The following is a 24,220-nucleotide window of genomic DNA, read 5'->3' as shown; positions in this document are numbered from 1 at the left end:
TGAGGACATGCCATGCCGATCAACGCGCCCTGGAACTACCCGACCTTGATGTGCACGCCACCGGGCGAAGCCGGCGGTGTGTTCCCGACCGAGACCGTGCTGCCGCTGGAGGCGGAGGCGTATGCGGTCACGCAGGAGGGTGAGGTCTGGCGGGTGATTGTGAAGCACTCGGGAGAAGTGCTGTATGCGGGGCCCGGCCCTGTGGAGCTGGTGGAGTCGCCTGCGCCGTTTTAAAGCAATTCGATTGCACCGCACCGGCTACCGGTTGTATGGTGCATCAGCCAGCAAGGAGTCGATATGTCGATAGACCGTGCCAACTATCCCGGGGTGCCGGAAGACTTTCCGGTGACTGCCGTACCGTCTGCGGTTGCGGGTGCCCAGCCCAAGATGAACCTGGTCGAGGAAGGTGGGAAGTTCTATGCCCCGGGCACGTCGCCTGGCGAGGTCATTGCGGCCTTCCAGATGTGTGACGATCTGGTCTCGCAGATGGTCGCGTACTGCCAGCGAAAACTCGCCACTTACGAAGGCAACCAGGAGGCGACAGTGAAGGCTGCGTTGAAGGGTCTGCTGGCCAAGCGATGGTGCACCGATGCGCAGTGCGTGTGGATCATGCGCAGGGTGGTGGATGAGCTGCAGTGGGCCGTGGGTGATGACGCTTGGGCAACCTGATGTCTCAATGGGTCTTGTCCAACCTGCTCGCTCGTCGGACAGCTCATTTCGACGTCATGGCGCTTGAGATGTGCCTTGCGGTTCTTGAAGTACCGGCCCGCCATAGTGCCGAGGTGTTCGACTTGTTCTCACGTCCGATGGCTAAGCTGAAGCAGGCTCTTGCATTGAACTTGCCCCTCACTTCCTGTTTATGCAGCAAGGTCAACGGCCGCAACGCGCCATAGGGCGCCATTGATGAAGTCCCCATGAAAACACCCCCGACAACATCAACCTCAACGACTCGCCACCGCACAAACAACGCCCCAAGCGCAGCTGAACATCCGTCGCCCTACGCGCCTGCTGCTCAGACCAAGGCCTTATTGGCTGGCAGCGTGGCTGCCCGGATGGCTCGCTTGGAAGCCAAGGACATGCTCAGCCCAGACATGGCTGCCGATCTGGTCGGTACCACCCCAATGACGATCAATGCGTGGATCGCCAAAGGACGGGCGATTGGGCTGACTCAACCCCGGCGTGGATTCAAGTTGCCAAGTTGGCAGTTTGAACCCGTTCTCTGGGATGCCGTGCCCAAGCTTTCAAAAGCCTTGGGAACCACTGAGGGCTGGGCGCTGCTCGCCTTCTTGGAGACGCCATCGGGCGCATTGGGCGGTCGAACACCGCGTCAGGCCATAGAGCAAGGTCATCTGGTCCGCGTTGTCGAAGTGGCGGGCGCTGAGGGCTATTGACTCTCTTCGTCCCATGAAAATCGCAGATCTTCAGCACATCCCGCAATTAGACCCTCTGGCCCCTCAGTTCCTTTTGCGTGTTCAACACTCCAGAGCCCGTGCGGGCACAGTGAAAATCGGAAAACAACGCGAAGCCATCTGAGCATCGATCAAAGCGGCAGCCGCCTGACCCACAGGTTCGCCGTGGGCCTGCGGTCAGTTGCGATTCTGGAAGGCGGTCACGAGCAGCCGCACACCAAAAAAGCCAACCAGCACACTGGCAATCTTGTTCAGTCGTTGTCGCTGGCGTGCGTAGGCGATCTGGATAGGCGTGGCCGCGAAGGCAAAGGCTAAAAAGAGGTGCCACACCAGAGCATTGATCAACACCAGGGCCACGGATGCTGCCAGCAACTCGGCGGACGGATTGGGCGGTAGTGCCGTGGCGAACACGCTGCCAAAGAACAGGGCCGACTTCGGATTGAGGATGTTCGTCAGGAACCCCATGCGAAAGGCAGCTACCGGGCTCACGCGATCAGCCGCACCCGTCGCATCAATCTGCTGGCTACGCCATAGGCGCACGGCCACATAGAACAGATACAGGCCACCCGCGCACTGCACTACGACTCGCAAAGTGGGCATGGCCAAAAAAATGGCTCCGACACCCATGACGGCCAACGCAGACCAGATCCCGGCCACCGTGGTGACGCCGACTGCAGCGAAGCATGCAGCTTTTCTTTGCCCACTCGCGGCCATGTTCACCACCACGAGGACGTTAGCACCTGGCGTAACGAGAACGATCCAGTGCAGCAATGTGATGGCAAGTAGTGTCGAGAGCATGAGGCGGCCTTTCTTGGCGAGCGAAAGATGCTACCTTGGGAAGACCACCCTGATACCTGCGAGGATGAAACCCGTCGCCCCATCGGTCGAATTGGGCGGCGACCTAAATGCAGGGCGGATTCAACCGGTCGACGGAGGACCACAGCCCGATGGCGGGATACCAAGCGATACGCGAAGCTGGTCAAGGCTGGTAAGGTACTCTTGAAGCAAGAGATCGGAGTTATGGCGGTCGCTTCGGAAGGCAGCCAAAGGGGGGCGGATAAAAACTTGTACTGGTTTTATGCCGCAAGTCCGCCCCTCTTTTTAAAATTCGGCACGAGTGATGGTGGAACCACTGTGGGCGTACAGCCTATGCACTTGGCAATCTGACCCATTTGAATCGGGCGGGCTGGGACACCTGTATTTGGATTTTCAAATCGGAAGCATTGGGCGGGTTTGGATGGCAACGTGCGTAGCCGCCGTGAAGGTCGACAGCTGCCTAGCGGGCAGGATGCGACCAACGACCTTCCGTTTTCGTCCTGAAGCCTCTTTACCCTGTTTGGAACAGGTTGCAAGGCCGAGTCGGCAGCAGATCAGCGCAACAGGGCCAGCACACTGCGGGGCAACTGGTTGGCCTGGGCCACCATGGCGATACTGGCCTGCTGCAGGATCTGTGAGCGCGAGAGGTTGGCTGTTTCTGCGGCAAAGTCTGCGTCCAGAATGCGCGATCGCGAGGCGGACAAATTCTCCGAAGCCACCTGCAGGTTGGTGATCGACGTCTCAAAGCGCGACTGCAGCGCACCCAGCTTGGCCCGCTCGCTGCTGATCAGCGACAGTGCTGCGTCCGTTGTCTTCAGGGCTTCGGTAGCGCTGGCGGTGGTGGAAACATCCAGGCCAGGAGACCTGGTCCAGCCGCGAAAACGCATCGACAAACGCATCGTTCGGCGCCGTGGTGGAGTTGTCGATGGCAAACGCCTTGCCAGAGTCCAGGGTGACATGGCCACTGGCCTGCAGGTATTCCGCATAGCCGTTTCCCCCAGTGACGGAGGCAAAAGGATTGAGGGCATTGCCATCCGCATCAATCTTGTACATCGCCACCACACCTGCCGCTGCATCGCCCGAAGTGGACAGCTGGATATCGTTGCCCGAGGCCTGGGTGAGGACCACCGTGATCCCATCGCCGTGCACTGCAGCGGTCACCCCAGTTTTGGAGGTCTGGTCGTTGAAAGCATCCACAGCGACGGCAAGCCCCTCGGGGGTCAAGTTCGACGTCAGCGTGAACGAGATGGTGCGGGGCGTTGTATTGTCCGAGCGCAATTGCAGCGAATACGTGCCAGGATCTAGAAAAATCACCCCGGCGTGTGTGCGGGCAGTCGCAGAGACGCCTGTGCTGCCCTGGGCCGCGTTGACGCGTGCCGCGATCTCCTTGGCGGTTTGGTTGGCGGCGCTGATGCCGTTGGCGCCCCAGGTGTCCACGGTATCGGTCAGTACATCGATGCCAGCAGCCTTGATCTGGTGGTTGCCATACCCGCCGGTGCGCAGATTCGCCGTGGTGGCCGCGATGGTCTGGTGCGCGTTGGCACCCACCTGAAATTGCCGGGTGCCAAAACTGCCATCGAGCAGCTTTTGCCCATTGAACTCGGCGCTGCGCGCAATGCGGTCCAGCTCACCCACCAACTGGCCGACTTCCTTCTGCAGCGCCTGGCGGTCGCTTGCACTGTTGGAGGCATTGGCCGACTGCACGGCCAGCTCCCGCACCCGCTGCAAGACGTCGCTCGACGACTTGAGCGCACCTTCTGCCGTCTGCAGCAGCGAGATTCCATCATTGGCATTGCGCACAGCCTGATCCATGCCGCGTACCTGGCTCGCAAACCGCTGCGAGATCGCCAGCCCGGCTGCATCATCCTTGGCGCTGTTGATGCGCAGGCCCGACGACAGGCGCTGGACGGAAGCGTTCAGGGATGCCTGGCCCATACCCAGATTGCGCTGGGCGGCCAAGGACGCGGTGTTGGTGTTGATCGTGGACGCCATCTCCATTCCCGCGCCAGCGTTGCGGCTGGCGGCGTGTGCCCTGGGGAGGGCGGGGGCCCCTGGGTTTCATTTCGACACGGTGGCGAAAAACTTTAAAGAGCTTCGGTGGTCGGTATCCACGCCTGTAATTTCCACGCAAACCTGATCCACAGGGGGTGCGGATAAAAACTTGGACTGATTTTATGCCGCAAGTCCAAGACTCACCCGGTATTCGATCGGGCTGAGGGCCCCCAGGGAGATTTTGATCCGCTTCTCGTTGTACCAGCGGATGTACGAGTCGACAACTTCAATGAACTGCTCGATGGTCGTGCCCTTCCAGTCCCGAGGATAGAACAGCTCATTCTTTAGCCGCCCGAAGAAGCCCTCGCAAGCAGCGTTGTCAGGAGAGCAGGCCTTGCTGGACGTCGAACCGAGTGAGATTCGCGTCGTTCATTCTCGAGAGCCAGCCAGGCCAGCGATAGTGACCTCCTCGATCGGAATGGACTACAGGCCGATCGGTGGTTTGTGCCACTGTCTCGATAGCTGCATCCAGCATTGTGTTGACCAGCTCAGCGTCCGGGCTCGTACCAATGGTCCAGCTCACCACCATGCCATCGAAGCAGTCGATGATCGGTGACAGGTAGACCTTGCCGGCGGGGATCTGGAATTCCGTGCTGTCGGTCAGCCATTTCTCGTTGGGCACTGCAGCCTGGAAGTCACGGCTGATGATGTTCTCCGGTGCCGGGCTGATCTCGCCAAGGTAAGACGTATACCGCCGCCGCGTGGGCTTTGCAACGACCAGGCTCTCTTGCTTCATCAAGCGCTAACACCGACCACCGCCGAGCCAAGAGCTTCGCGCCGCCTTCGCCTGCCAAGAAGCTTTGGACCACTTCCAGCTTGAACTCCGTTTTGTACTTCTTCATGTAACCCCTTGAAGTTTGTCCAACTTCTGGGGGTCAGTTCAAAACCGGGGCGATTCAGTGAGAGCCTGTTCAAGGTCTTTAGAACAACAACGCCAAGAATGCCGAGCGACGGAACTGCAGGCTGGCGTTGAGCAGCCTCTCACAGTTCTTCCGTAACGACCTGTTCTTCTCAAACCACGCAAAGATTGGAAATCTAGAGACAGACACAAATTTCATCCGGCTTCATACCAGATCTCCAATGGTTGGCTCCTTGCGTGCATCCGTTCAACCTACCTACGTTGTACTAGCGACGATCCCACCCACATTGAACACCGCCACCACCTCGGCCAGCCGCTGGGCCTGGTCGCGCATCGAGGCTGCGGCGGCGGTGGACTCTTCCACCAGTGCCGCGTTCTGCTGCGTCATCTGGTCGAGGTGCGTCACGGCCTGGTTGACCTGGGCAATCCCGTCGCGCTGCTCGGAGGAGGATGCCGTGATTTCGCCGATGAGGTCGCTCACGCGCTGCACGCTGGCCACGATCTCGCCCATGGTCTGGCCCGCCTGCGCGACCTGGGCAGAGCCCGACTCGACGTTTTCGACCGAGGCGCTGATCAGGTTCTTGATCTCCTTGGCGGCCTCGGCGCTGCGCCCGGCCAGGCTGCGCACCTCGCTGGCCACCACGGCAAAGCCCCGGCCCTGTTCGCCCGCCCGGGCGGCTTCCACGGCGGCGTTCAGCGCCAGGATGTTGGTCTGAAAGGCGATGCCATCGATCACGCCGATGATGTCGCTGATCTTGCGCGAGCTGTCGGTGATCTGCTGCATGCTGGTGACCACCTGGCCCACCACTTCGCCGCCGCGTGCCGCCGCCTGGGCCGCCGTGCCCGCGAGCTGGTTGGCCTGGCGTGCCGTGTCCGCCGATTGGCTCACCGTGGCCGTGAGTTCCTCCATGCTGGCGGCCGTTTCCTCCAGGTTCGAGGCGGTCTGCTCGGTGCGGGCCGACAGGTCGTGGTTGCCGTTGGCGATCTGGATCGAAGCCGACGAGACTGAATCCACACCCACCCGCACCGCGCTCACCACCGTTCGCAGCCGCGTGGCCATGCCAGACAGGGCCCGCGTGAGCACGCCCAGTTCGTCGTTGCGGTCGTCGTGGATGTCCTGCGTGAGGTCGCCGCCTGAAATGGCCTCGGCTAAGACCACCGCCCGATCCAGCGGACGAGTGATGGAGCGCACCAGCAGGGCCGCCAGCAACATGCCCAGCGCCACCACGGCTATGGCGACCGCCACCTCAATCACCAGCAGATTGTTCCGATGCTTACGCGCTGCCTCGACGGCGTCGTCCCTCTGGCGCTTCTGCACGGCCACAAATTTGTCTATCGCCTCCAACGATGCCATAGCTTTAGGGCGATATACACTTACAAGATAGGCCTGCTTAGCAGCTGGATCAGCTGCTTCAATGAGCGTCTTGAGCTTTTCAGATTCGGCCAAAATTTCTGCCCGAGTGGCGGCTACGTGCGCCAACGCGGCTTTGTCATCCGGCGAGATGGCCGTTTTTCCGATCTGCTCCAGCATAGGCGTAATACGCCCTACAACCGCCCCAAGACGCGGTCCAAGATCTTCCCTTAGCGCCGCATCCGTGGTGACAAAACTTGTCATAGACATCGTAATGGCCAGTTCCGCTAATCCTCGCCAACCCACCGCAGAAGTTATTGCTGCCTCATACTTAGCCACGGCCCGCTCCGTGGATACCGCCGCCTGTCGGCTGTACCATTGAATAGAGATAGATGCTACGAGCGTCAATGTCAGCAACCCAAGGATGACACTCCACATCTTGTGGGCCACACGCAAATTATTGAATCTCATATGCACACCTTGGAAAAGCGTCCATTTCAGAATGCGGGACTCAGCCTTGACCCTATCACTACCACTCGTAAAACTTTCAGGGTTGTGCTGCAATTACGGCGAGTGAGGAAGTAGCGCTTGCGATGATTCGGGAGCGATCCGCGTCATAAAGTTTTGCATAGGCAAATGCGACGCGTCTCCCCACTTTGTCTACCCCTGCTTCGGCAATGAAGTCGCCTTCCTTGCCCGATGCTTGCAAGTTCACATTCAAGTTGATAGTCGAGCAAGTGAATCCGGGCTTCAACTGCGAGAGCACAGCCATGGCCATGCCAAGGTCCAACATACTGGCGATTGCACCACCACCAACCACCCCGTTCCCCTGTGTCGTACTGTGCGGTGCGGTAAACCGAAGGACAAGTTCCCCATCCCGTGCTTCGACGAGCTGAGCAGACAGACTGACCAAGGCTGGGTTGATATCCAAGGGAAGGCTGCCACGCCCTGAAGTAACGACCTCTGAGATGTACGCACGGGTAGGGTTGTCGCTTGTTGTTTCCCCAGACATGTAATGCGATGCCATGGCTTAGGCGGCAAGAAGGGTGCGACGAGCATGATCTGGCGAGGCAACCTCATAGCCAAGATCCTCGATCATCCGCGCAGCCTTTACGACAAGTTCAGCGTTGTCGCGTGCGAGCTTGCCCGGTGACACATACAGATTGTCTTCCAGACCTACCCTGACGTGCCCACCAAGTATGGATGCCGTGGCCACCATCGGAAACTGGTCTGGACCGACCCCAAATGCACTCCAATTGGCGCCTGCGGGCAGCAAGCGCTGAATTTCAGCCACTACGGTCGGAGTCGCCGGTGCGCCCCAAGGGATGGATAGGCAGAGTTGAAAGTAGGCACTCGCTGGAATGACGCCAGTGGCTATCAAATGGCTCGCGAGGCGCGCATGGCCAAAATCGAAGACTTCCAACTCCATCGTGACCCCAGCCGCTGCAATCAGCGCAGCCATTTCACGCAGGTGGTTGATGGGATTTACAAAGACGGCATCGGCGAAATTCATCGTAGCGACGTCTAAGCTGCAGATGTCAGGTTTGAGCTTCACTACGTGCTCCACTCGCTCGCGCGGTGTCATCAACTCGGCATCTGCAATGGACTCCACCCGGAATGGCGGATCCGTCGGGACCTTCAGCATCGTACCGGGGCCTGTGGTCAGATTGATCAGCACATCGCAGTGCGAAGCGCGTATACGTTGCACGACTTCCTCGTAGTAGGCGTACTTTGTCGAGGATTTTCCAGTCGCAGGATCGCGTACGTGGATGTGAACGATGGACGCACCTGCGCCCGCTGCCTCGATGGCTTGGTCCGCAATCTCTTGTGGGGTGGCGGGTACCGCCGGATTCTTTGCTCGCGTGTCACCGGCCCCAGTCAGGGCGCAGGAGATGATGACAGGAAGGCGCTTGCTCATAGTGTGTCCGTAGATAAGTTGAAATGAGTCCCTTGTCGCATCTAAAAACGATACGATACGTATCGGCGAAAATATATGCGTGGAAGAGTCAGTCGTCAATATGGAAATCTTCGATTTCATGACTGGATTCTTAGGGTTTTCACTAGCAAAACGGAAGTTAAACGATACGTATAGTATCTAAATCAACATATCACGGAGCTAAAAGTGAAACTCGGAAGATTTGTGGTTCAGGGCCTCGATGGCCCGGTCAAGCGCATCTGCATGGTCCTGCCAGAGCAATCCCGCATCATCGACCTGCGTGCAGCGGAAGCCCTGCGCCAGCAGTCAAGGGGGGCCAGCCGTGAGGCGGCCTTGCGCTACGCCTCCGCTGTGTTCCCCGAAAGTATGTCGGCCGCAATCGCCCTGGGGCAAGAATTCCTGGAAACGGCTGCGCAAGCCGCGCACACGTATGGGGATGACGCCTCTATGCCGTTCGAAGGCCTATCTTGGGCCGCGGCATGTGACCCTTCCGTCGTGCGCGACGGTCTCACGTTCGTCAAGCACATCCGCCAGTTCCATGAACGCATGAAGCTGACACCTGCCCCTGCACTGCTGCAGGTGCCAGGCTACTTCAAGGGTTCTCCGTGGACGGTGATTGGGCACGAGGCTGAAGTGCCGTGGCCAGCACAAGCCGGACGGATGGACTACGAACTCGAAATTGGTTGGGTCATTGGCCGCGGCGCGCACAACATCACGCCCGAAACTGCCCGGTCGCACTTGTTCGGCGTCACGATCTTCAACGACTTCTCTGCCCGCGATCTGCAGGCCAACGAGTTTGCGATTGGCATGGGTCCGACCAAGAGCAAGGACTTTGCATACGGTATCGGGCCCTGGATCACCACGATTGACGAGTTTCCGCGTCTGGACAACATCCGCATGGCCGTGCGAGTGAACGGCGACACCTGGGGTGAAGGCGACACTTCGGAGATGCTCTGGAGCGTTGACGAACTGGTTGCCTATGTATCTCTGGGCGACCACGTGCAGCCAGGGGACGTGATCGGCTCTGGCACCATGGGCAACGGGTCGGCACTGGAATTGGGGCGCAGCCTCGAACCAGGAGATGTGGTCGAGTTAGAAGTCGAGGGCGTTGGAGTTCTGCGCAATCGCATGGGACAGCGTCAAGAGGGCACTTGGTGGCCTACGCAACGCGCACCCTTCATGTGAGCTACATGAAATGAAGTTCTCCCTCGGAACTTTTTCGCAGCCCGGTGGGAGCCGCTTTGCAGGCATCTGCTTCGACGAACAGGTCCTTGCTCTTGCCGCTGTGCACGCTGAGGCGGTGCGCGGCGGCGCCCGATGGGCGAGCGACGCCTCCGTTCTTGACCTACTGCAGGACTGGGATGTCAACCTGGCAACGATGCGCATACTTGTGGAGCAGCTGCCCTCGCAACACCCATTGGCTGTGGCGATGTCTACTCTGAACGTTCACGCTCCCGTAGACCTGCCGCGACAGGTGTTGTGCACGGGAGCCAACTACCGCAAGCATGTCGTGGACCTCACCATGGATATGGGCGTCGGACCAGATGGTCTCGAGGGTGATGCATTGCGCAAGTGGGCCGAGGGAATGATGGACGAAAGATTGATCAATGGGGAGCCTTACGTATTCCCCAAATTGCCCTCGGCTATTACCGGCGCGTTCGAGCCGGTGTTCCTGCCGGTCACCACTCATAAGCCGGATTGGGAACTGGAGTTGGCGGTCATCATCGGCCGGCCTGCACGCAATGTTCGGCGTGAAGAGGCGCTCGACTATGTTGCTGGCTACTCAATCGTGAATGATGTCTCGGCGCGCGACCTCATCGCACGCACCGACTACAAGATGCTGGGTACAGACTGGCTGCGGTCCAAATCCTCCCCCAGTTTCATGCCCTTCGGGCCAACGCTCGTGCCTGCCTGTTTTGTACCGGATCCTCAGAAGCTGCGTATCACGCTCAAGCTGAATGGACAAACGATGCAGGATGAATCCACCGCCGACATGCTGTTCGATGTGGCGCGCCAGATCGAGTACATCAGCGCGCATGTGCAGCTATGGCCCGGAGATCTCATCGCCACAGGTTCACCGGCGGGCAATGGCACCCACTACAACCGCTTCCTGCGGGGTGGTGATGTGATGGATTCGGAAATTGAAGGTTTGGGCAGGCAGCGCAGCGTTTGCGTAAAAGAAGGCCGGTTCAATTGATTCCCGCCGTTTGGGGCGGGTGAGGAGACAAAAAATGGCAAAGACAAAAAGAGTTCTCGTAGTGGGTAGCGGCATCGGTGGCGCAACGGCAGCCTACACATTGCGGCGTGCGGGGCTTGAGGTGCATTGCATTGACACCAAGCTTTCGACGCCCGCCACTGGGGCAGGCATCTGCCTGTTGCACAACACCATGCGGGCTCTCGCTATGGTCGGTCTCGCCGAGCAATGCCAGGAAAGCGGCCTCGCATTTCAGGTTTTCAAGCAGCACGACGCCAAGGGGCAACTGCTGGTATCCAACCCGGCACCTCCTGGATGTGGCATGCGCCGTCCGGAACTTGCGCGCATTCTCGAAGGTGCCGCAGAGTCCGCAGGCGCTGTGCTGGAAAAGGGTCTGACTGTCAGCGACCTCGTCGATCGCGGGCAAGAGGTAGAAGTGACACTGTCGGATGGTCGTCAAATGACGTACGACTTGGTCGTTGCCGCAGACGGCGCCTATTCCAAGTTGCGTGACAGAGTGTTCGGTCCCGAGCACAAGACCCGATTTGCAGGCCAGAGCGCGTGGCGATTCAACGCCCCGCGCCCTCCCGAAGTGGATGGATTCTGTCTGTACCGGTCCGCAGATGGAAGGCGCACGGTCGGTGCAATCCCAACTTCCAAGGAAACCTGTTACCTGTTCTTCCTGGAGAGCAGTAAGGAACATTTGCACATGCCAAACGATCAGCTCCATGTGCTTTTGCGCGAGCGGCTGGAGGGCTTCAGTGCGCCCGTGATCCAGGATTCGCTCGCACAGGTTTCAGGGCCGGACCAGGTTGTGTTCCGGCCCTTTGATATCACACTGGTCCCGCCGCCATGGCACCGAGGGCGCGTGGTTTTGCTGGGTGACGCCGCGCATTCCCCAACGCCTCAGATGACATCGGGTGGCGGCATGGCTATCGAAGATGCGGTGGTTCTTGCTGAATCCATCGCCACCAGCGCAGGTATCCCGGACGCGCTGGCGGCTTATTCGACGCGACGCTTCGAGCGTGTCAAGACAGTTTACGACGCGTCGCTGCAGCTTTGTAAGTATGAGCAGGATCCTGTGCCCCAGCCGCAGCAGGCGGCGGCGCTGCTACTGCAGACCTACCAGTACCTGGGTCAACCGATGTGATTGGGCTGGCCTTACCAACAACCTCAACAGAAAAGGACGCGGAGTGAATACTGAAGCCACTATTGAAAGCCAGCGAGAAAAGGCACCTGCACGCCTGCGACAGGTGCGCCGGATCATCACGGGTGAGAATGCACACGGAAAATCCGTCTTCGTGTCGGATGGACCGGCGCCGAACCACACAAGCGATCCAAGCCTTCCGTTGGCACATGTACTGTGGGCGACCGGAGAGGCCGCGGCCCCCGGAAACGAACCAGCGCCAGCCGGCCATGCGTTCGCGTTCCATTCGAAGGGAGGATCGCTGCTGCGCGTGGTCGACTTCCCGCCGGACGAAAACTATGACACTTCCGGGTTGACACGCTTTCTCGACGAACATGGCGTGCGTGATACAGGTAGTGCCCGGCATTTTTGGTTTCACAAGACGCAATCGCTAGACTACGCCATCGTGCTGGAGGGCGAGATCTATGCACTGATGGACGAGGGCGAGACACTGATGCGGCCGGGTGACATTCTGGTCCAGCGAGCCACCAATCACAGTTGGTCGAACCGCTCCGGGAAGTCTTGCCGAATGGCCTTTGTGTTGCTGGATGTGGAGCCTGGCGCGAAGATCTGAATGACCTCCATAGGGCTGCCAATGCGTTTTTGCGGCATTGGCAGTCCGCCCGTACCGGGACATGCATGTGGGTGTCTGCCATGTCCCGGATAATGAAGTTTTCGCCATTCAATTTGGAACTCCTTGCCTACCAGAACTCCTTCCCCCAGCGCACCGGCCAAAGCTGCTGACCGTTCCACCGTTCGATCCGAAGCGGCCGGCGCGAGCACGCCGCGCCCGCGCTCTCCTGGACGGGTGCGCAGCGACGCCTCTCGGGTGGCGATCCTGGACGCGACGCTGAAGCTGTTGGATACGACCTCGCTGCAGCAGATTTCTATCGAATCCATTGCCCGCGAGGCCGGTGTCGGCAAGGCGACTATCTACCGTTGGTGGAATTCCAAAGCAGCGGTGGTCATCGATGCATTCCTTCACACCCATTTAAGCCACACGCCGATGACGAAGGGTGGCAGCCCCCGCGAGGCCTTAAACCGCCATATCCATTTGCTGGTCGGAGAGTACAGCGGCTGGTCGGGGCGAATCGTCGCCCAGATCATGGCGGAGGGACAGGGAGATCCAGATGTATTACGTGAGTTTCGTGAGCGCTTCTGGTACGGACGGCGCGCGGTTGTGCGCGAAGTGGTCGAAGATGCGCGGCGCCGCGGCGAATTCCGCAGTGACATGGACACGGAGTTGCAGATGGATATTCTCTACGCGCCCATCTATTTTCGTCTGCTGATGGGGCATCTTCCCCTGGACACGAAGTTTGCGGACACGCATTGCACGGCCATTCTGCAAATGCTGGCACCGCCCGAAGCAGAAGCCGTTGCGGCACCAGCGCGGCGGCGCAAAGCTAGCTGAGTCCAGTCCAGGACGTCAGGTCTGGGGCAGAACAGAAAAGTTGACTAGCTCCTCATATGTGGTGTCCGCTCCAGGCAACTCGACCTCCCTGCGGTGCCTGATTAGTAGCTCCACGCCAGCGCGGTCGGGGCACAGCGATCTCGGAATCACCTTCAGCATGACGTCCACAACCGGTACAGGGAAACCTGCTAGCACCAGAGCTTGCCGCGCTGCGTCGGGACTACTGACCATCCGCTTGCGGGCCCTGTTCAATACTTCCAGCCAAGTGGACAGCGCAGGATGCAGCCGCGGCAGCGCCTCAGCACTCACGACCAATCCCTGACCCGGAAACGTGGGATAGCGCTCTTGCACGCTAGCGATGTAGCTGAGACCCGACTGCAAGGCAATTGAGTCGAAAGGGGGGCCAAGCAGGGTCGCATCCCCGCGGCCTGCCACCAGCGCATCAAACCGTTCCTTGACGCCGCCGACCGGCTCCAGCGCATAGGAGTCCGGCCCCAAACCTCTCTCGGCCAGCATGGCCCTCAAGGCCACGATGAAGCCGTTGCGAGGCGCATCCACAAGGATGGTGGCACCTCTAAGGCCTTCGGGCCAAGTGCAGCCCGTGCGCCCTACCAGCGTCAACGGTGTCGTGCTTTCGAGCTGCGCAACGAGGCGCAGGTCTTGCGGCCCCGCGCGCTGATTCCAGTCCATTACGTTGTCCATTGCCGTAACAACGGCGTCTACCCGTCCACTAGCAAGGGCCTCGAATTGTGCATCGGATGAGAAGTTGCGCTCGGCGTTAAGCGCAACGTCCGCCGTTAGCTTCCAAGCATCGGCAACGATGGCCAAGGGGGATGGGACGAACCAGAGCAGTCGAAGTGTGTGCATCGATACTAACGCTTGGGATCATTTCAGGGGAACAGTCGGGCGCAGGGTAAGCGAAGGCCTGGGGCGCTAGCTGAGTTCAGCCCCGCGCATGAGGGCCTACCTGCGTGTCAGGCAGGTAGGCGTGGACAATGCCTTCGTGATCGATCTCCAAATCGACGGGGGCGAGAAACTGGTCCAGGCACGGCCCCAGTGTGCAGCGGCCAGATGTAATGTCGAACTCCGCACCATGCCCGCTGCAGACGATGCGGGTGGCATCGGGATTCAGATATGCATCGCGGCGCCACGCCATCGGACTGCCGGGCCAATGAGGGCAATCATTCAGGTACCCGTGCAACACACCCTGGTGTTTCACCAGAAACATCCGGTCACGGCCAGGGCTCACGATCCCGAACCCTCGAGCCGACCCTTCCGGCAGTTCTTCGACGTGGCACAGGCGCAATTGAGGCATTGCCTTACGCGGCCCCTGTTGGTGGGCCGCCCGGGGCCCACTTCTCCCGCCAGTCGAACAGGAAGATCTGTGACAGGTCGGTTGCGGCCATTGCTTCGCGCGGCACCCAGTTGTCGTCGTGAAGATCCATGTCCGCGTCGTATTCGATATGGCAGCCGAACGGAGTGTTGAAGTACCAAAACCAGTTGGATCCAAACCGATGTCGGCCTGGTCCCCAATAGGACTGGTATCCCTTTTTCGCGAACTCCCATCCCGCCGTCATCACCTCGCCCGGCCCCCCCATATGGAAAGTGAAGTGCTCGCAACCCTGCATGTGGGCAGGCGTCTTGATGAAGAACAGGGTGTGATGGTCGATGGTGCCGGCAGGCCGCAGAAAGGGCCCCATGCCGATGAAGCGGTCGCTGACACGGAAACCGAGGCGTTGCGTGTAGAACGCCTCGGCCCGTTCGATGTCCGGGACGAAGTACACCACATGGGACAATGTCCGCGGCCGCGGCTGCAATCCGGGCCCCGACGCAGGCGAGGTGGGTGTGTTGACGGGGCGATTGGGATCGCCAGGGGCGTTGACCCGCTCCGCCGGGAGAGCGACCGGCCGCCGCTGTGTGACCTTGAAGCCGAGAACGAACCCGACATCATCGACGCATTCCAACGAGCCATCGGGCAGTCGCTTTACTTCTCGGTCGCGCCCAAGCTCATCTGCGATGGCCTCTAGGGTATTCGAGTCGGCGACACCGTAGACTGTCTTTCGCAGCATATTTGCCGTGTCCAGTGTCCTGCTCGGCAGCGAGGGGGCGTCGGCAGCCAAGACGATGACGGCCGTGCCGTCCAGGGCTTCGAAGCGCCCCTGCCCTTGTGGGAGAAGGCCATAGTCAGCGAGAAACCGCTCGCCAGCAGCAACGTCCGTAACGCCAAATACAAGTTCTTCGGGTCCGATGATGTTCATGAAATCGACTCTCTTTGCAATGTGATCCGATGTCTGTGGTGACACTCAAGCCGCAGCGTCTGCCGTGCTTCCGCTGTGGTCCGTCCCTCGCGCTGCCTGCAAGAAGCAAAGCACTCCAATCGTCGCCACGGCCGCAACGGTCCAGCCGATGTTTGTGTAGCCAAAATTGTGGGCAACAACCCCCCCCAGCATCGGACCAATGGCAGAGCCAGTCATCGTGATGACAGGAGTTGCCGCGACTGCTCGGGTAGAGGAGTCATGGTGGGCCAGAAAGGCAAACACGAAAGTGTGGGTAAAGATCATCACTGCGGGGAAGACCGCCGACGCGAAGGCGTATGTCTCGAACTGAGACGACTGGGTGAGCATCAATCCCAGGATGCCCTGCAATGCAGGCCCGGCGATCATCACCGCGCGAGCAGATATCTTTCGCTCAAAAATAGCCGCAAGCGGACCCGGGAACAAGTTCACGATGCCTACGGCGAGCAGCACGCTCAGGACGAGATGCTTGCTGAAACCGTGCGCGTCGCCAACTCGCTCCATGTAGCTGAGCATCATGGAATGGCTCAGAGTCATGAGACTCGTACCGACCATTGCGAACCATACACCGCGTGAGAGCGGAGTATGTGCGCCCGGCCGGTTGTTCAGAACGGGGACGCTTTCCTTGACGGGAAAGCCGATAAGTGCAAACAGCGCAGCCACCAGCATGATTGAGCCAAGCACCACGAACAGCACGGAGCCTCCCTTCGCACTCACGAGTTGCGGTACTCCCCCAAGAAAACCGAACGACAACACGCTCAGTGCGGTGAAAGCAATGGCGATCAGCCGATGAGGATTCGCGCTGGCTCCCACTGTCGAGTGAGTAATCGACAGACCGCAACCGACCGCAAGCCCACCGAGGGCGTGTAGCACTGCCATCGTTCCATAGTCTTTGGTAGTAGACAGCGCGAAGAAAGCAATGGCGGCGACGCCAAAGGAAGCCGGCACGAATGCCGTTCCTTCAACGAGGTGGACTCGGGGCGAAATAAACAGGCTGCTGAGAACGACTGCCGCCAGAAAGAGCGTGGCAAGCATGCCGGCGCGTTGCGGATCAAGCCCATACTGACCGATCAGCACGATACCTACCCATACCGGTAGCGCCACGATATCGATCATGCCGGCGCAGTGGCACAACACAAGAGAGGTTCGGCCTTTGAGGCCATCAATAGGTCTGTTCATGGTGTCTCCTTCAGGTTTAAATACGATACGATCAGTCTCGTTGATGATGTATGGTAAATGCCTCAATGGGACCTGGTATAGGGTCAAACCCGACCATGAACAGTGAAGAGACCATTCATCAGACGCAGTGAAGCTGGGAGTGATGGGGTGGGTTTTCCCTTGGTTGACGGGCTTTCAGATATGGATACTATACGTCCCGTATCGAAATATACTCGCTGAGACAGAGTGCTTATGGCGCGATGCCAGGTACATGCAGAGGCGAGGAACCCATACCCAAGGAGTCCGTCATTCGCCACCTTCTCAAAAACCGTGATCTTTTGCGCGAAGCCGCGTTGATCGACGGGCAATGGATCACCGAAACACCGCACGGCTACTCGGAGCTGCGCAACCCCGCTTCCGGCGAAGTGCTGGCAAAGTTGCCGCGCTGCAAGGAAGAAGAAACCACGCGCGCTATCGTGGCGGCCGACAAGGCTTTTCGCGCCTGGCGCAAAACCACGGCCAAGCACCGCTCACAAGTGGTGAACCGCTGGTGGCAGCTCATCGTCGAGAACAAGGAAGATCTCGCGACGCTGATCACGCTGGAAGAGGGCAAGCCGCTGTCCGAAGCACGCGGGGAGATCGACTACGCCGCTGGCTTCGTGCAGTGGTTTGCCGAAGAGGCCAAGCGCGTGCGCGGCGACGTGATCCCTGCGCCGAAGGAGACCCAGCGCATCGTCACGCTCAAGCAGCCCATCGGCGTATGCGCGGCCATCACACCATGGAACTTCCCAGCGGCCATGATTACGCGAAAAGCAGCACCTGCACTGGCTGCAGGATGCACGATGGTGGTGAAGCCTGCCAGCCAGACGCCTTTGACCGCGCTGGCGCTCGGTGAACTCGCCTTGCGCGCGGGAGTGCCTCCTGGCGTATTCAACGTCATCACCGGTGGCGACACTCGCATTATTGGTGGCGTGCTGACCTCTCACCCTCTGGTGCGCAAGGTCACCTTCACGGGCTCAACCGAAGTCGGTCGCGTGCTTTTGCAGCAGTCGGCCTCCACCATCAAGAAATGTTCGATGGAACTGGGGGGCAATGCACCTTGCATTGTGTTCGACGACGCCGATATCGACACTGCAGTGGAAGGCATCCTGGTCGCCAAGTTCCGCAATACCGGCCAATCGTGCATTGCGGCCAACCGCGTCATGGTGCAGGAAGGCATCTACGATGCGCTGGCCGCGCGGCTGACCGGGCGCGTGCATCAGCTCAAGGTCGGCAATGGCCTGGAAGCCGATGTACAGATTGGCCCGATGATCGATGCAGGCGCCGTGGGCAAGGTCGAGGAACACATCAAGAACGCCGTTTCCGGCGGTGCGCGCCTGCTGACTGGAGGCAAGCGCCATGCACTGGGCGGATGCTTCTATGAACCCACCGTGCTGGCGGATGTGACGCCGGACATGGCGGTGGCGGTGGAAGAGACCTTCGGCCCGGTTATGCCGCTTGTGCGCTTCAAGACCGATGATGAGGCCATAGCGATGGCAAATGACACCGAGTTCGGCCTGGCCTCCTACCTGTTCAGCAAGGACGCGGCGCGCATCTGGCGCACAGCCGAGGCCATCGAATCGGGCATGGTTGGGATCAACACGGGTCTGATTTCCAACGAACTCGCTCCCTTCGGCGGCGTCAAGCAGAGCGGCCTGGGTCGCGAAGGTTCGCACTACGGAATTGAGGAATTCCTGGAGCTAAAGTACCTGTGCTGGGATGGCCTCGAACCCGCATTTGGCTGAGATCAGCCAGCATTTTTAAGACATCAATCCATGAGCATCCTCTCAGAAAGTCCCGTCTTCGTATCGGGAGAAGTCGCCCGCAAAGTGTTTACTTGGAGCGAGGCCATCGAATCCCTGCGCGCCACCTATAGCTTGCCAGAGCAGGCGGGGGCCACACCGCCCCGCACCGTTGCGACGGTGGGCAAGGCCTGGCTGCGCACGCTTCCGGCGCTTCCACCGGGCGGACAGTACTTCGGAGCCAAATTGATGGGTACCGGGGTGCAGGGGGTTTCCTCAGGCATCGACTACGTGATTGTGCTGTTTGATCGGGAGACGAGCCGGATAGCGGCGTTTCTCGATGCGAACTCCATCACCGCCTTCCGGACGGCAGCGACGTCTGCGCTGGCGCTGGATGTGCTCGCACCGAAAACCCCGGCGCGCCTGGCTGTGCTTGGCAGCGGCCTGGAGGCATCCCACCACGCCAGGGCATTCGCTGCGATCCGCACTTTGACGGACGTGGTGGTTTACAGCCCTACCCCAGAACGCCGGGCGGCTTTTGCAGAAGGGATCACCCGCGACCTGGGCGTGTCGGCACGCCCAGCCAGTAGCGCTCAGGAAGCCGTTGATGGCGCCGACATCGTGCTCTCGGCTGCCCGGTCCCAGGGGGAAAAGCCGATCCTCTTCGGCGACTGGCTCAAGCCGGGCGCTACGGTGGTTTCCATTGGATCCACCATTCCGCAGCAACGCGAGATCGACGCCAGCGTCGTTGAGCGCAGCGACCTGATCATTTGCGACAGTCTCGAAGAGGTGTTAACCGAGACCGGCGACATGATGGCTGCCCAGGCCGCCGGCATGTCGTTTCACGACAAGTCCTTCAGCCTCAACGACCTGGTGAGAGGAGCCTGTGACGAGCGCGTGCGCACAGCCGATATCCGCATGTTCAAGTCGGTCGGCGGCGGGCTCCAGGACATCGTTGTGGCCGAACTGCTCGTGCGCAAGGCCCTGGAGGCCGGCCTGGCGACGCCACTTCCCATCCAGTTCGAATCCAAGCGCTGACGCGCCACCACCAACCTAACCGAGGAGTACCAGATGGCTCAATACACACGCATGCAAGCCCGCGAATGGGCGCGCGAGCACATGAATGGGGTCGCCAACGTGACGATTCCCACCATGACGTCCGACTTCCAACGGATCAACACCAAGGCGGTGAAACACGACGTTGAAACCGCCATCGGCCATGGCTTCGTCGGCACGCTGGCCTGCTCCGAGCACGCGATCACTCTGGCTCAGTACGCCGAGTTCACGCGGGCGATGGTGGAGCAGGCGGCCGGCCGCATCATGGTGATTCACCATGCTGTGTTCAACTCGCTCGAAGAGAACATCCAGGCCGTCAAGCTGGCCGAGGAAGCCGGTGCGGACCTTGTCCTGCTGGGCTACCCGCCCTTCTTCCATCCACAGTCGCTGGAGGACATCTACACTTACACAAAGGCGTTCTGCGACGCCACCAACCTGGGCGTGATACTGTTCCCCGTGCCGGCCTGGGGCTTCAGCAGCCTGCACCCAGCGGACATCCCGTTGCCGCTGTTGCGCCGGCTTGTAGACGATTGCCCGAACGTGGTGTCGATCAAGGCCGAAGGCGGCATGCCGTACATCATGTCGGCGATTGAAGTGCATCGTGAATTCCATAAGGAAGTGGTAATTTCCTGCCCTCTGGAGTACGAGTACGTGCCGCTGGCGCAGGTGATCCCCATCCCCTTCTGTGGCACCAACTACTCGTCCTACTACGGCCCCTGGCTGCCCAGCGTGCATAAGTTGATCCAGGCCGGAAAATACGACGAGGCCACCCAAGCCTGGTACAAAGTCGACCCCGCTCGCAAGGCCTTCAGCGGCGTGCCCATGGCCATGAGCGGCCTCATAAACCGCACCATCTGGAAGTACCAAGCCTGGCTTCAGGGCTACAACGGAGGTCCGATCCCGCACCCGACGCCGCGCCTGCATGCGCGCGACATGATCTCGCTGCGACGTGGCCTGGTGGCCGCCGGCCTGACGCCCACATCGGATCCCGACGAGGCCTTCTTCATCGGACGCAACCCACAATGAGCGCGTCGCGTCGGCAACTGCTCGCCATGGGCACGATGGGCGCGTTGTCGCCTCTGGCACTGGCTCAGGGACGGGACGCCTACCCAGTGAGACCACTTCGCCTGGTCGTTCCAGTGCCGCCGGGCGGTCCGGCCGACTTGGTTGCGCGGGCGATTGCGGAGCGCATGCGCGAGGAGCTCGGGCAGCCGATCATCGTGGACAACCGTCCAGGGGCAGCAGGGACACTGGGTACTGCCCATGTCGTGCAGGCGCCTCCGGATGGCTACACCTTGCTGCTATCCCTGCCGTCTGCGCAAATCACGGCGCCGCTGCTACTAGAGAAGCCTCCCTATGATGGCGCGAAAGATTTCACGGCCATCGGGCAGTTCATCCGCACGACAGCCGTTCTGTTGGTAAACAAGTCGGTACCTGTTCGCGACTTCCAGGGCTTGGTCCGCTATGCCAAGGCGCGGCCAGGGCAATTGAACTATGGCTCTACGGGGATTGGGAGCAACCCGCATCTTGTGATGGAAAAGGTCAAGCTCAGCACCGGTATGCACCTCGTCCACATCCCATACAAGGGCGGAGCTGCAATGTTGCAGGCTGCCGTGAACAACGAGGTGCAGATGTTGTTCGGCGAGGTCGCCACAGCGATGCAATGGATTCAGACTGGCCGGCTCGTGCCGCTGGGGGTCGTCTCCAGCAAGAGATCCCCCTTGCTGCCGGATGTGCCGTCACTGGTCGAGGACAAGGTGCTTGATGCACCAGCCGACTTCTGGATGGGTTTGGCGGGACCTCCGCGCATGCCCGCTGCTCTGGCTCAACAACTGAACCGTGCCCTATCAAAAGCGGTCGAGCATCCCGAAATGCAACAATTTTTCGCGAAGACTGCGGCCGAGCCTGTGACCGGCAGTCCCGAGTCATTTGAGTCGCTGTGGCAATCAGAACAGCGCCGCTGGGGGGCAGTCATCCGTGCTCGCCAGATTCGGGCTGAGTAGGGCGGAGAGCTCTCCAGAAAAGGGGCCACAGAGCTGACTGAAGCGATGCATGCGGCTATGAGCCAGTCTCGTTCGCCGTAAAGAGCTCCACAAAAAGGCGCCGCATCCATTGATGGGCCGGATCGAGGTTGAAGCGCCGGCTCCAGTGTAGTGATACGGTGAACGTGCTGCGCGGCAATGTGTTGGACAGTAGAGCGTAGCGCTCGGTGTCGATGAACCTCAGCGCGATGGCATGCGGCATCACCACAGCAAGGTCGGTACGCTCAATGATGGCGGGCAGTGCTAGAAAATGTTCGGAGGTCACTACCAATCTGCCGTCCAGCCCGAGCTCTTGCAGGATGCGGAAGGTCTCGGAATGCGAGCGCACTGCAACGAACTCCAGCCGGCGCAGGTCCTGCACCGTTGCGCGCTTATTCGTCCTGGCGAGTAGAGGATGCCCGGAGCGCACCAAAACTGCATAGCGATCATGCAGCAACTCTATCCGCTCCGTTCCTGCTACCGAAGGCAGAAAACCCAACGCAAAGTGTATGGCTCCGGTCTCCAGTGCATCGGCTATCTGTGCATGCGGCAGCGGCGCTGTCTGGACACGTACACCTGGTGCTTCGCGGTGCAGCGCCGCGATCAATTCTGGCAGCAGCCGCGCCTCCCCGATATCGCTCATGTGCAGCCGCAGCGTCATGGTTGATCGTGATGGATTGAACGCATCGTCCTCTCTGAGGACGTCCTGGATCGCCGCAATCGCTGGCTGAACCACGCTGGCCAATCGCTCGGCGCGCAGGGTGGGTCGCATGCTTCCTCCTGCCCGCACGAACAGCGCATCACCCAGCGCGAGGCGAAGCCGCGTCAAGCCTTGGCTGACGGAGGGCTGCGAGAGACCTAAGGCATCTGCGGCGCGGCTGACGCTGCCCAACCGGTAGACCGCTTCGAAGAGCCGAAGCAGATTCATATCTAGTTCATCAGTATTCATCTGGATAATTTTGCGATGTATTATTTATTGCATTGACGCATATTATTGTCCTTGCGAGACTCCTTTCTTTCAAGTGGAGAGAGCGATGGATCAACGTGTTGTGCCTGCTGCGCCGTCCCCGCATGCAGTGGCGGAGTTGGTGACGGTTCGAGAGGCAGTGTTCAGGTTGCTGCGGTCGTTTGGCATGACCTCCATCTTCGGGAACCCTGGTTCGACCGAACTTCCCATGTTCATGGACTTCCCGGAAGACTTCCAGTATGTCCTGGCCCTGCAGGAATGCGTCGTACTGGGCATGGCCGATGGCTATGCCCAGGCCACGCGCAACGCTGCCTTCGTGAATCTGCACTCGGCGGCAGGCGTTGGCCACGCGATGGGAAACATCTTCACCGCGTTCCGCAATCGCACACCGCTGGTGATCACGGCAGGCCAGCAGGCGCGTTCGATCCTGCCCTTCGATCCCTTTCTTGGGTCTGCGCAGGCTCCCGAGCTTCCGAAGCCGTATGTGAAGTGGAGTGTCGAGCCCGCGCGCGCCGAGGACGTACCCCTGGCAATTGCGCGTGCCTACTACATCGCCATGACGCCGCCGTGCGGTCCGGTGCTGGTGTCGGTGCCCTCGGACGACTGGGGCGTGAAAACCCTGCCGGTCGAAGCACGGGAGGTCAGCCGCTACCTGCGACCCGAGCCCGGCTTGTTGGGGAAAATCGGCGATGCCCTGGACGCGGCCCGCGCACCCGCCATCGTGGTCGGCGCGTCGGTGGATCGGGACGGGGCGTGGAGCGCGGCGATCGAGTTGGCTGAGCGTCACAACGCGCTCGTCTATGTCGCACCCATGTCCGGGCGCTGCAGCTTTCCTGAAGACCATCCCCTGTGGGCTGGCTTCCTGCCGGCGATGCGTGAGCGGATCGTTGATCGACTCTCCGGGCATGACCTGGTGTTCGCACTTGGAGCGCCGGCGTTCACCTACCACGTGGAGGGCAAGGGCGCACACCTGCCGGAAGGGGCACAACTGGTGCAGTTGACCGAAGACCCCCAGCTTGCGGCCTGGACACCGGTGGGGACTTCGGTGGTCGGTAGCATCCGACTCGGGTTACTGGATCTCTTGGACCGCGCTGCGCCACCGCGCAGGCCAACCCCGATGCCTTCTGCGCGGCCTGCGCGCGTGCCAGAGCCTTTGCGGGCTGAGCGACTGCCGGTGGCCTGGGTGCTGCAGACACTCACGGATGTCCGTCCGCGCGACAGCATCATTGTCGAAGAGGCGCCCAGCGCACGGCCTGTCATGCATGCCCACCTGCCGATTTTCGAATCGGAGACTTTCTACACCATGTGCAGCGGCGGCCTGGGCTGGGGCCTGCCGGCGGCGGCCGGCGTTGCCATGGGCAAACCCGGAACGCGCGTCATCGCGCTGGTGGGCGATGGTTCCGCGATGTATGCGATCCAGGCGCTGTGGAGTGCCGCACAGCTTTCCTTGCCGATGACGATCGTGATCCTTAAAAACCGCCGCTATGCGGCGCTGCACGAGTTTGCGCGGATCTTCGGCTACCGGCCCGATGAGCCCGTGCCGGGCACCGACCTGCCCGACCTCGACTTCGTTGGATTGGCGGCGGCACAAGGGGTACGCGGGCTTCGTGTCGAACGCGCTGACGAGCTTCGTCCCGCGCTCGAACAGGCCTTGCGGTCCGCTCAACCGATGTTGGTCGAAGTCGAAGTGGCCTGACAAAACTCCCATTCCAACCACCCAGGAGACAAC

Annotated in this window: 24 protein-coding genes and 2 pseudogenes; 13 read left to right on the top strand and 13 right to left on the bottom strand. The window is 60.4% G+C overall.

Features of this window, described 5'->3' with window-relative positions; translation table 11 throughout:
* Window positions 1-12: 12 nt before the first annotated feature.
* The 3 genes from ACAM51_RS19210 to ACAM51_RS19200 all read left to right on the top strand — a co-directional run bounded on the left by ACAM51_RS19210 (window position 13) and on the right by ACAM51_RS19200 (window position 1,391).
* The gene (locus ACAM51_RS19210; RefSeq protein WP_369641557.1) at window positions 13-234 is read left to right on the top strand and encodes a hypothetical protein; all 222 of its coding nucleotides are present in this window, start codon (window positions 13-15) and stop codon (window positions 232-234) included.
* Between the two features lie 63 nt (window positions 235-297).
* Window positions 298-669, top strand: coding sequence for a hypothetical protein (locus ACAM51_RS19205; protein ID WP_369641556.1), 372 nt, complete (start codon window positions 298-300; stop codon window positions 667-669).
* A 245-nt stretch (window positions 670-914) separates the two neighbouring features.
* Entirely contained in the window at window positions 915-1,391 is a 477-nt protein-coding gene (locus tag ACAM51_RS19200; protein WP_369641555.1) for a hypothetical protein, read from the top strand.
* A 195-nt stretch (window positions 1,392-1,586) separates the two neighbouring features.
* Here ACAM51_RS19200 and ACAM51_RS19195 read toward each other — a convergent pair whose 3' ends face one another.
* The 8 genes and pseudogenes from ACAM51_RS19195 to ACAM51_RS19160 all read right to left on the bottom strand — a co-directional run bounded on the left by ACAM51_RS19195 (window position 1,587) and on the right by ACAM51_RS19160 (window position 8,405).
* The gene (locus ACAM51_RS19195) at window positions 1,587-2,207 is read right to left on the bottom strand and encodes a LysE family translocator (RefSeq protein WP_369641554.1); all 621 of its coding nucleotides are present in this window, start codon (window positions 2,205-2,207) and stop codon (window positions 1,587-1,589) included.
* A 572-nt stretch (window positions 2,208-2,779) separates the two neighbouring features.
* Entirely contained in the window at window positions 2,780-2,983 is a 204-nt protein-coding gene (locus ACAM51_RS19190; protein WP_369643854.1) for a flagellin, read from the bottom strand.
* A complete protein-coding gene (locus tag ACAM51_RS19185) occupies window positions 2,967-4,184 on the bottom strand; it encodes a flagellin (protein WP_369641553.1) in 1,218 nt (405 codons plus the stop codon). The genes ACAM51_RS19190 and ACAM51_RS19185 overlap by 17 nt, the downstream gene beginning before the upstream one ends.
* A gap of 213 nt (window positions 4,185-4,397) precedes the next feature.
* Window positions 4,398-5,019 (bottom strand): annotated as a pseudogene (locus ACAM51_RS19180) (IS3 family transposase); the annotation flags it as partial.
* Window positions 5,020-5,197: 178 nt separating this feature from the next.
* A pseudogene (locus tag ACAM51_RS19175) lies at window positions 5,198-5,302 on the bottom strand (IS5/IS1182 family transposase); the annotation flags it as partial.
* A gap of 90 nt (window positions 5,303-5,392) precedes the next feature.
* The gene (locus tag ACAM51_RS19170) at window positions 5,393-6,382 is read right to left on the bottom strand and encodes a methyl-accepting chemotaxis protein (protein WP_369641552.1); all 990 of its coding nucleotides are present in this window, start codon (window positions 6,380-6,382) and stop codon (window positions 5,393-5,395) included.
* A 652-nt stretch (window positions 6,383-7,034) separates the two neighbouring features.
* Complete coding sequence (locus tag ACAM51_RS19165) at window positions 7,035-7,514, bottom strand: PaaI family thioesterase (RefSeq protein WP_369641551.1); 480 nt, start codon at window positions 7,512-7,514, stop codon at window positions 7,035-7,037.
* Between the two features lie 3 nt (window positions 7,515-7,517).
* Window positions 7,518-8,405, bottom strand: a complete 888-nt coding sequence (locus tag ACAM51_RS19160; protein ID WP_369641550.1) for a 3-keto-5-aminohexanoate cleavage protein — start codon at window positions 8,403-8,405, stop codon at window positions 7,518-7,520.
* 204 nt (window positions 8,406-8,609) lie between these two features.
* On the opposite strand from ACAM51_RS19160, the gene ACAM51_RS19155 reads away from it, so the two are divergent.
* From ACAM51_RS19155 to ACAM51_RS19135, 5 genes are all read left to right on the top strand, one after another.
* On the top strand, window positions 8,610-9,608 hold the full coding sequence (locus ACAM51_RS19155; RefSeq protein ID WP_369641549.1) for a fumarylacetoacetate hydrolase family protein: 999 nt from the start codon (window positions 8,610-8,612) through the stop codon (window positions 9,606-9,608).
* Window positions 9,609-9,618: 10 nt separating this feature from the next.
* A complete protein-coding gene (locus tag ACAM51_RS19150; protein WP_369641548.1) occupies window positions 9,619-10,620 on the top strand; it encodes a fumarylacetoacetate hydrolase family protein in 1,002 nt (333 codons plus the stop codon).
* Between the two features lie 34 nt (window positions 10,621-10,654).
* Window positions 10,655-11,767 (top strand): FAD-dependent monooxygenase, encoded by a 1,113-nt coding sequence (locus tag ACAM51_RS19145; RefSeq protein ID WP_369641547.1) that lies wholly within the window; start codon window positions 10,655-10,657, stop codon window positions 11,765-11,767.
* A 43-nt stretch (window positions 11,768-11,810) separates the two neighbouring features.
* Entirely contained in the window at window positions 11,811-12,377 is a 567-nt protein-coding gene (locus ACAM51_RS19140; protein WP_369641546.1) for a cupin domain-containing protein, read from the top strand.
* 255 nt (window positions 12,378-12,632) lie between these two features.
* On the top strand, window positions 12,633-13,214 hold the full coding sequence (locus ACAM51_RS19135; RefSeq protein WP_369641545.1) for a TetR/AcrR family transcriptional regulator: 582 nt from the start codon (window positions 12,633-12,635) through the stop codon (window positions 13,212-13,214).
* Window positions 13,215-13,229: 15 nt separating this feature from the next.
* Here ACAM51_RS19135 and ACAM51_RS19130 read toward each other — a convergent pair whose 3' ends face one another.
* From ACAM51_RS19130 to ACAM51_RS19115, 4 genes are all read right to left on the bottom strand, one after another.
* A complete protein-coding gene (locus ACAM51_RS19130) occupies window positions 13,230-14,042 on the bottom strand; it encodes an ABC transporter substrate-binding protein (RefSeq protein ID WP_369641544.1) in 813 nt (270 codons plus the stop codon).
* A gap of 115 nt (window positions 14,043-14,157) precedes the next feature.
* On the bottom strand, window positions 14,158-14,529 hold the full coding sequence (locus tag ACAM51_RS19125) for a Rieske (2Fe-2S) protein (RefSeq protein WP_369641543.1): 372 nt from the start codon (window positions 14,527-14,529) through the stop codon (window positions 14,158-14,160).
* Window positions 14,530-14,533: 4 nt separating this feature from the next.
* Window positions 14,534-15,472: a VOC family protein gene (locus ACAM51_RS19120; protein ID WP_369641542.1), complete on the bottom strand. Its 939-nt coding sequence runs from the start codon at window positions 15,470-15,472 to the stop codon at window positions 14,534-14,536.
* A gap of 45 nt (window positions 15,473-15,517) precedes the next feature.
* Window positions 15,518-16,687 (bottom strand): MFS transporter, encoded by a 1,170-nt coding sequence (locus tag ACAM51_RS19115; protein ID WP_369641541.1) that lies wholly within the window; start codon window positions 16,685-16,687, stop codon window positions 15,518-15,520.
* Window positions 16,688-16,974: 287 nt separating this feature from the next.
* Between ACAM51_RS19115 and ACAM51_RS19110 the strand changes: the two genes are divergently transcribed.
* The 4 genes from ACAM51_RS19110 to ACAM51_RS19095 are packed head-to-tail and all read left to right on the top strand — an operon-like array spanning window position 16,975 to window position 21,506.
* Window positions 16,975-18,450: an NAD-dependent succinate-semialdehyde dehydrogenase gene (locus ACAM51_RS19110; protein ID WP_369643853.1), complete on the top strand. Its 1,476-nt coding sequence runs from the start codon at window positions 16,975-16,977 to the stop codon at window positions 18,448-18,450.
* A gap of 30 nt (window positions 18,451-18,480) precedes the next feature.
* The gene (locus tag ACAM51_RS19105) at window positions 18,481-19,485 is read left to right on the top strand and encodes an ornithine cyclodeaminase family protein (protein WP_369641540.1); all 1,005 of its coding nucleotides are present in this window, start codon (window positions 18,481-18,483) and stop codon (window positions 19,483-19,485) included.
* Between the two features lie 51 nt (window positions 19,486-19,536).
* A complete protein-coding gene (locus ACAM51_RS19100) occupies window positions 19,537-20,529 on the top strand; it encodes a dihydrodipicolinate synthase family protein (RefSeq protein ID WP_369641539.1) in 993 nt (330 codons plus the stop codon).
* A complete protein-coding gene (locus ACAM51_RS19095) occupies window positions 20,526-21,506 on the top strand; it encodes a Bug family tripartite tricarboxylate transporter substrate binding protein (RefSeq protein WP_369641538.1) in 981 nt (326 codons plus the stop codon). The genes ACAM51_RS19100 and ACAM51_RS19095 overlap by 4 nt, the downstream gene beginning before the upstream one ends.
* A gap of 55 nt (window positions 21,507-21,561) precedes the next feature.
* Here ACAM51_RS19095 and ACAM51_RS19090 read toward each other — a convergent pair whose 3' ends face one another.
* Window positions 21,562-22,473 (bottom strand): LysR family transcriptional regulator, encoded by a 912-nt coding sequence (locus tag ACAM51_RS19090; RefSeq protein WP_369641537.1) that lies wholly within the window; start codon window positions 22,471-22,473, stop codon window positions 21,562-21,564.
* Between the two features lie 85 nt (window positions 22,474-22,558).
* Between ACAM51_RS19090 and mdlC the strand changes: the two genes are divergently transcribed.
* Window positions 22,559-24,187 (top strand): benzoylformate decarboxylase, encoded by a 1,629-nt coding sequence (mdlC, locus tag ACAM51_RS19085; protein WP_369641536.1) that lies wholly within the window; start codon window positions 22,559-22,561, stop codon window positions 24,185-24,187.
* The last annotated feature ends 33 nt before the right edge of the window (window positions 24,188-24,220 follow it).

Source organism: Acidovorax sp. A79, from assembly GCF_041154505.1.
In the GTDB taxonomy this organism is placed as follows: domain Bacteria; phylum Pseudomonadota; class Gammaproteobacteria; order Burkholderiales; family Burkholderiaceae_C; genus Acidovorax.
This window is presented reverse-complemented; position numbering and strand designations above follow the sequence as displayed.

What these genes read in the sequence shown, in the direction of transcription:
- ACAM51_RS19125 (WP_369641543.1), bottom strand. Translation starts at nt 14,529, where the DNA reads ATGCCTCAATTGCGCCTGTGCCACGTCGAAGAACTGCCGGAAGGGTCG.
- ACAM51_RS19165 (WP_369641551.1), bottom strand. Translation starts at nt 7,514, where the DNA reads ATGGCATCGCATTACATGTCTGGGGAAACAACAAGCGACAACCCTACC.
- ACAM51_RS19160 (WP_369641550.1), bottom strand. Translation starts at nt 8,405, where the DNA reads ATGAGCAAGCGCCTTCCTGTCATCATCTCCTGCGCCCTGACTGGGGCC.
- ACAM51_RS19210 (WP_369641557.1), top strand. Translation starts at nt 13, where the DNA reads ATGCCGATCAACGCGCCCTGGAACTACCCGACCTTGATGTGCACGCCA.
- ACAM51_RS19100 (WP_369641539.1), top strand. Translation starts at nt 19,537, where the DNA reads ATGCAAGCCCGCGAATGGGCGCGCGAGCACATGAATGGGGTCGCCAAC.
- ACAM51_RS19200 (WP_369641555.1), top strand. Translation starts at nt 915, where the DNA reads ATGAAAACACCCCCGACAACATCAACCTCAACGACTCGCCACCGCACA.
- ACAM51_RS19145 (WP_369641547.1), top strand. Translation starts at nt 10,655, where the DNA reads ATGGCAAAGACAAAAAGAGTTCTCGTAGTGGGTAGCGGCATCGGTGGC.
- ACAM51_RS19150 (WP_369641548.1), top strand. Translation starts at nt 9,619, where the DNA reads ATGAAGTTCTCCCTCGGAACTTTTTCGCAGCCCGGTGGGAGCCGCTTT.
- ACAM51_RS19195 (WP_369641554.1), bottom strand. Translation starts at nt 2,207, where the DNA reads ATGCTCTCGACACTACTTGCCATCACATTGCTGCACTGGATCGTTCTC.
- ACAM51_RS19105 (WP_369641540.1), top strand. Translation starts at nt 18,481, where the DNA reads ATGAGCATCCTCTCAGAAAGTCCCGTCTTCGTATCGGGAGAAGTCGCC.
- ACAM51_RS19090 (WP_369641537.1), bottom strand. Translation starts at nt 22,473, where the DNA reads ATGAATACTGATGAACTAGATATGAATCTGCTTCGGCTCTTCGAAGCG.
- ACAM51_RS19205 (WP_369641556.1), top strand. Translation starts at nt 298, where the DNA reads ATGTCGATAGACCGTGCCAACTATCCCGGGGTGCCGGAAGACTTTCCG.
- ACAM51_RS19095 (WP_369641538.1), top strand. Translation starts at nt 20,526, where the DNA reads ATGAGCGCGTCGCGTCGGCAACTGCTCGCCATGGGCACGATGGGCGCG.
- mdlC (WP_369641536.1), top strand. Translation starts at nt 22,559, where the DNA reads ATGGATCAACGTGTTGTGCCTGCTGCGCCGTCCCCGCATGCAGTGGCG.
- ACAM51_RS19120 (WP_369641542.1), bottom strand. Translation starts at nt 15,472, where the DNA reads ATGAACATCATCGGACCCGAAGAACTTGTATTTGGCGTTACGGACGTT.
- ACAM51_RS19115 (WP_369641541.1), bottom strand. Translation starts at nt 16,687, where the DNA reads ATGAACAGACCTATTGATGGCCTCAAAGGCCGAACCTCTCTTGTGTTG.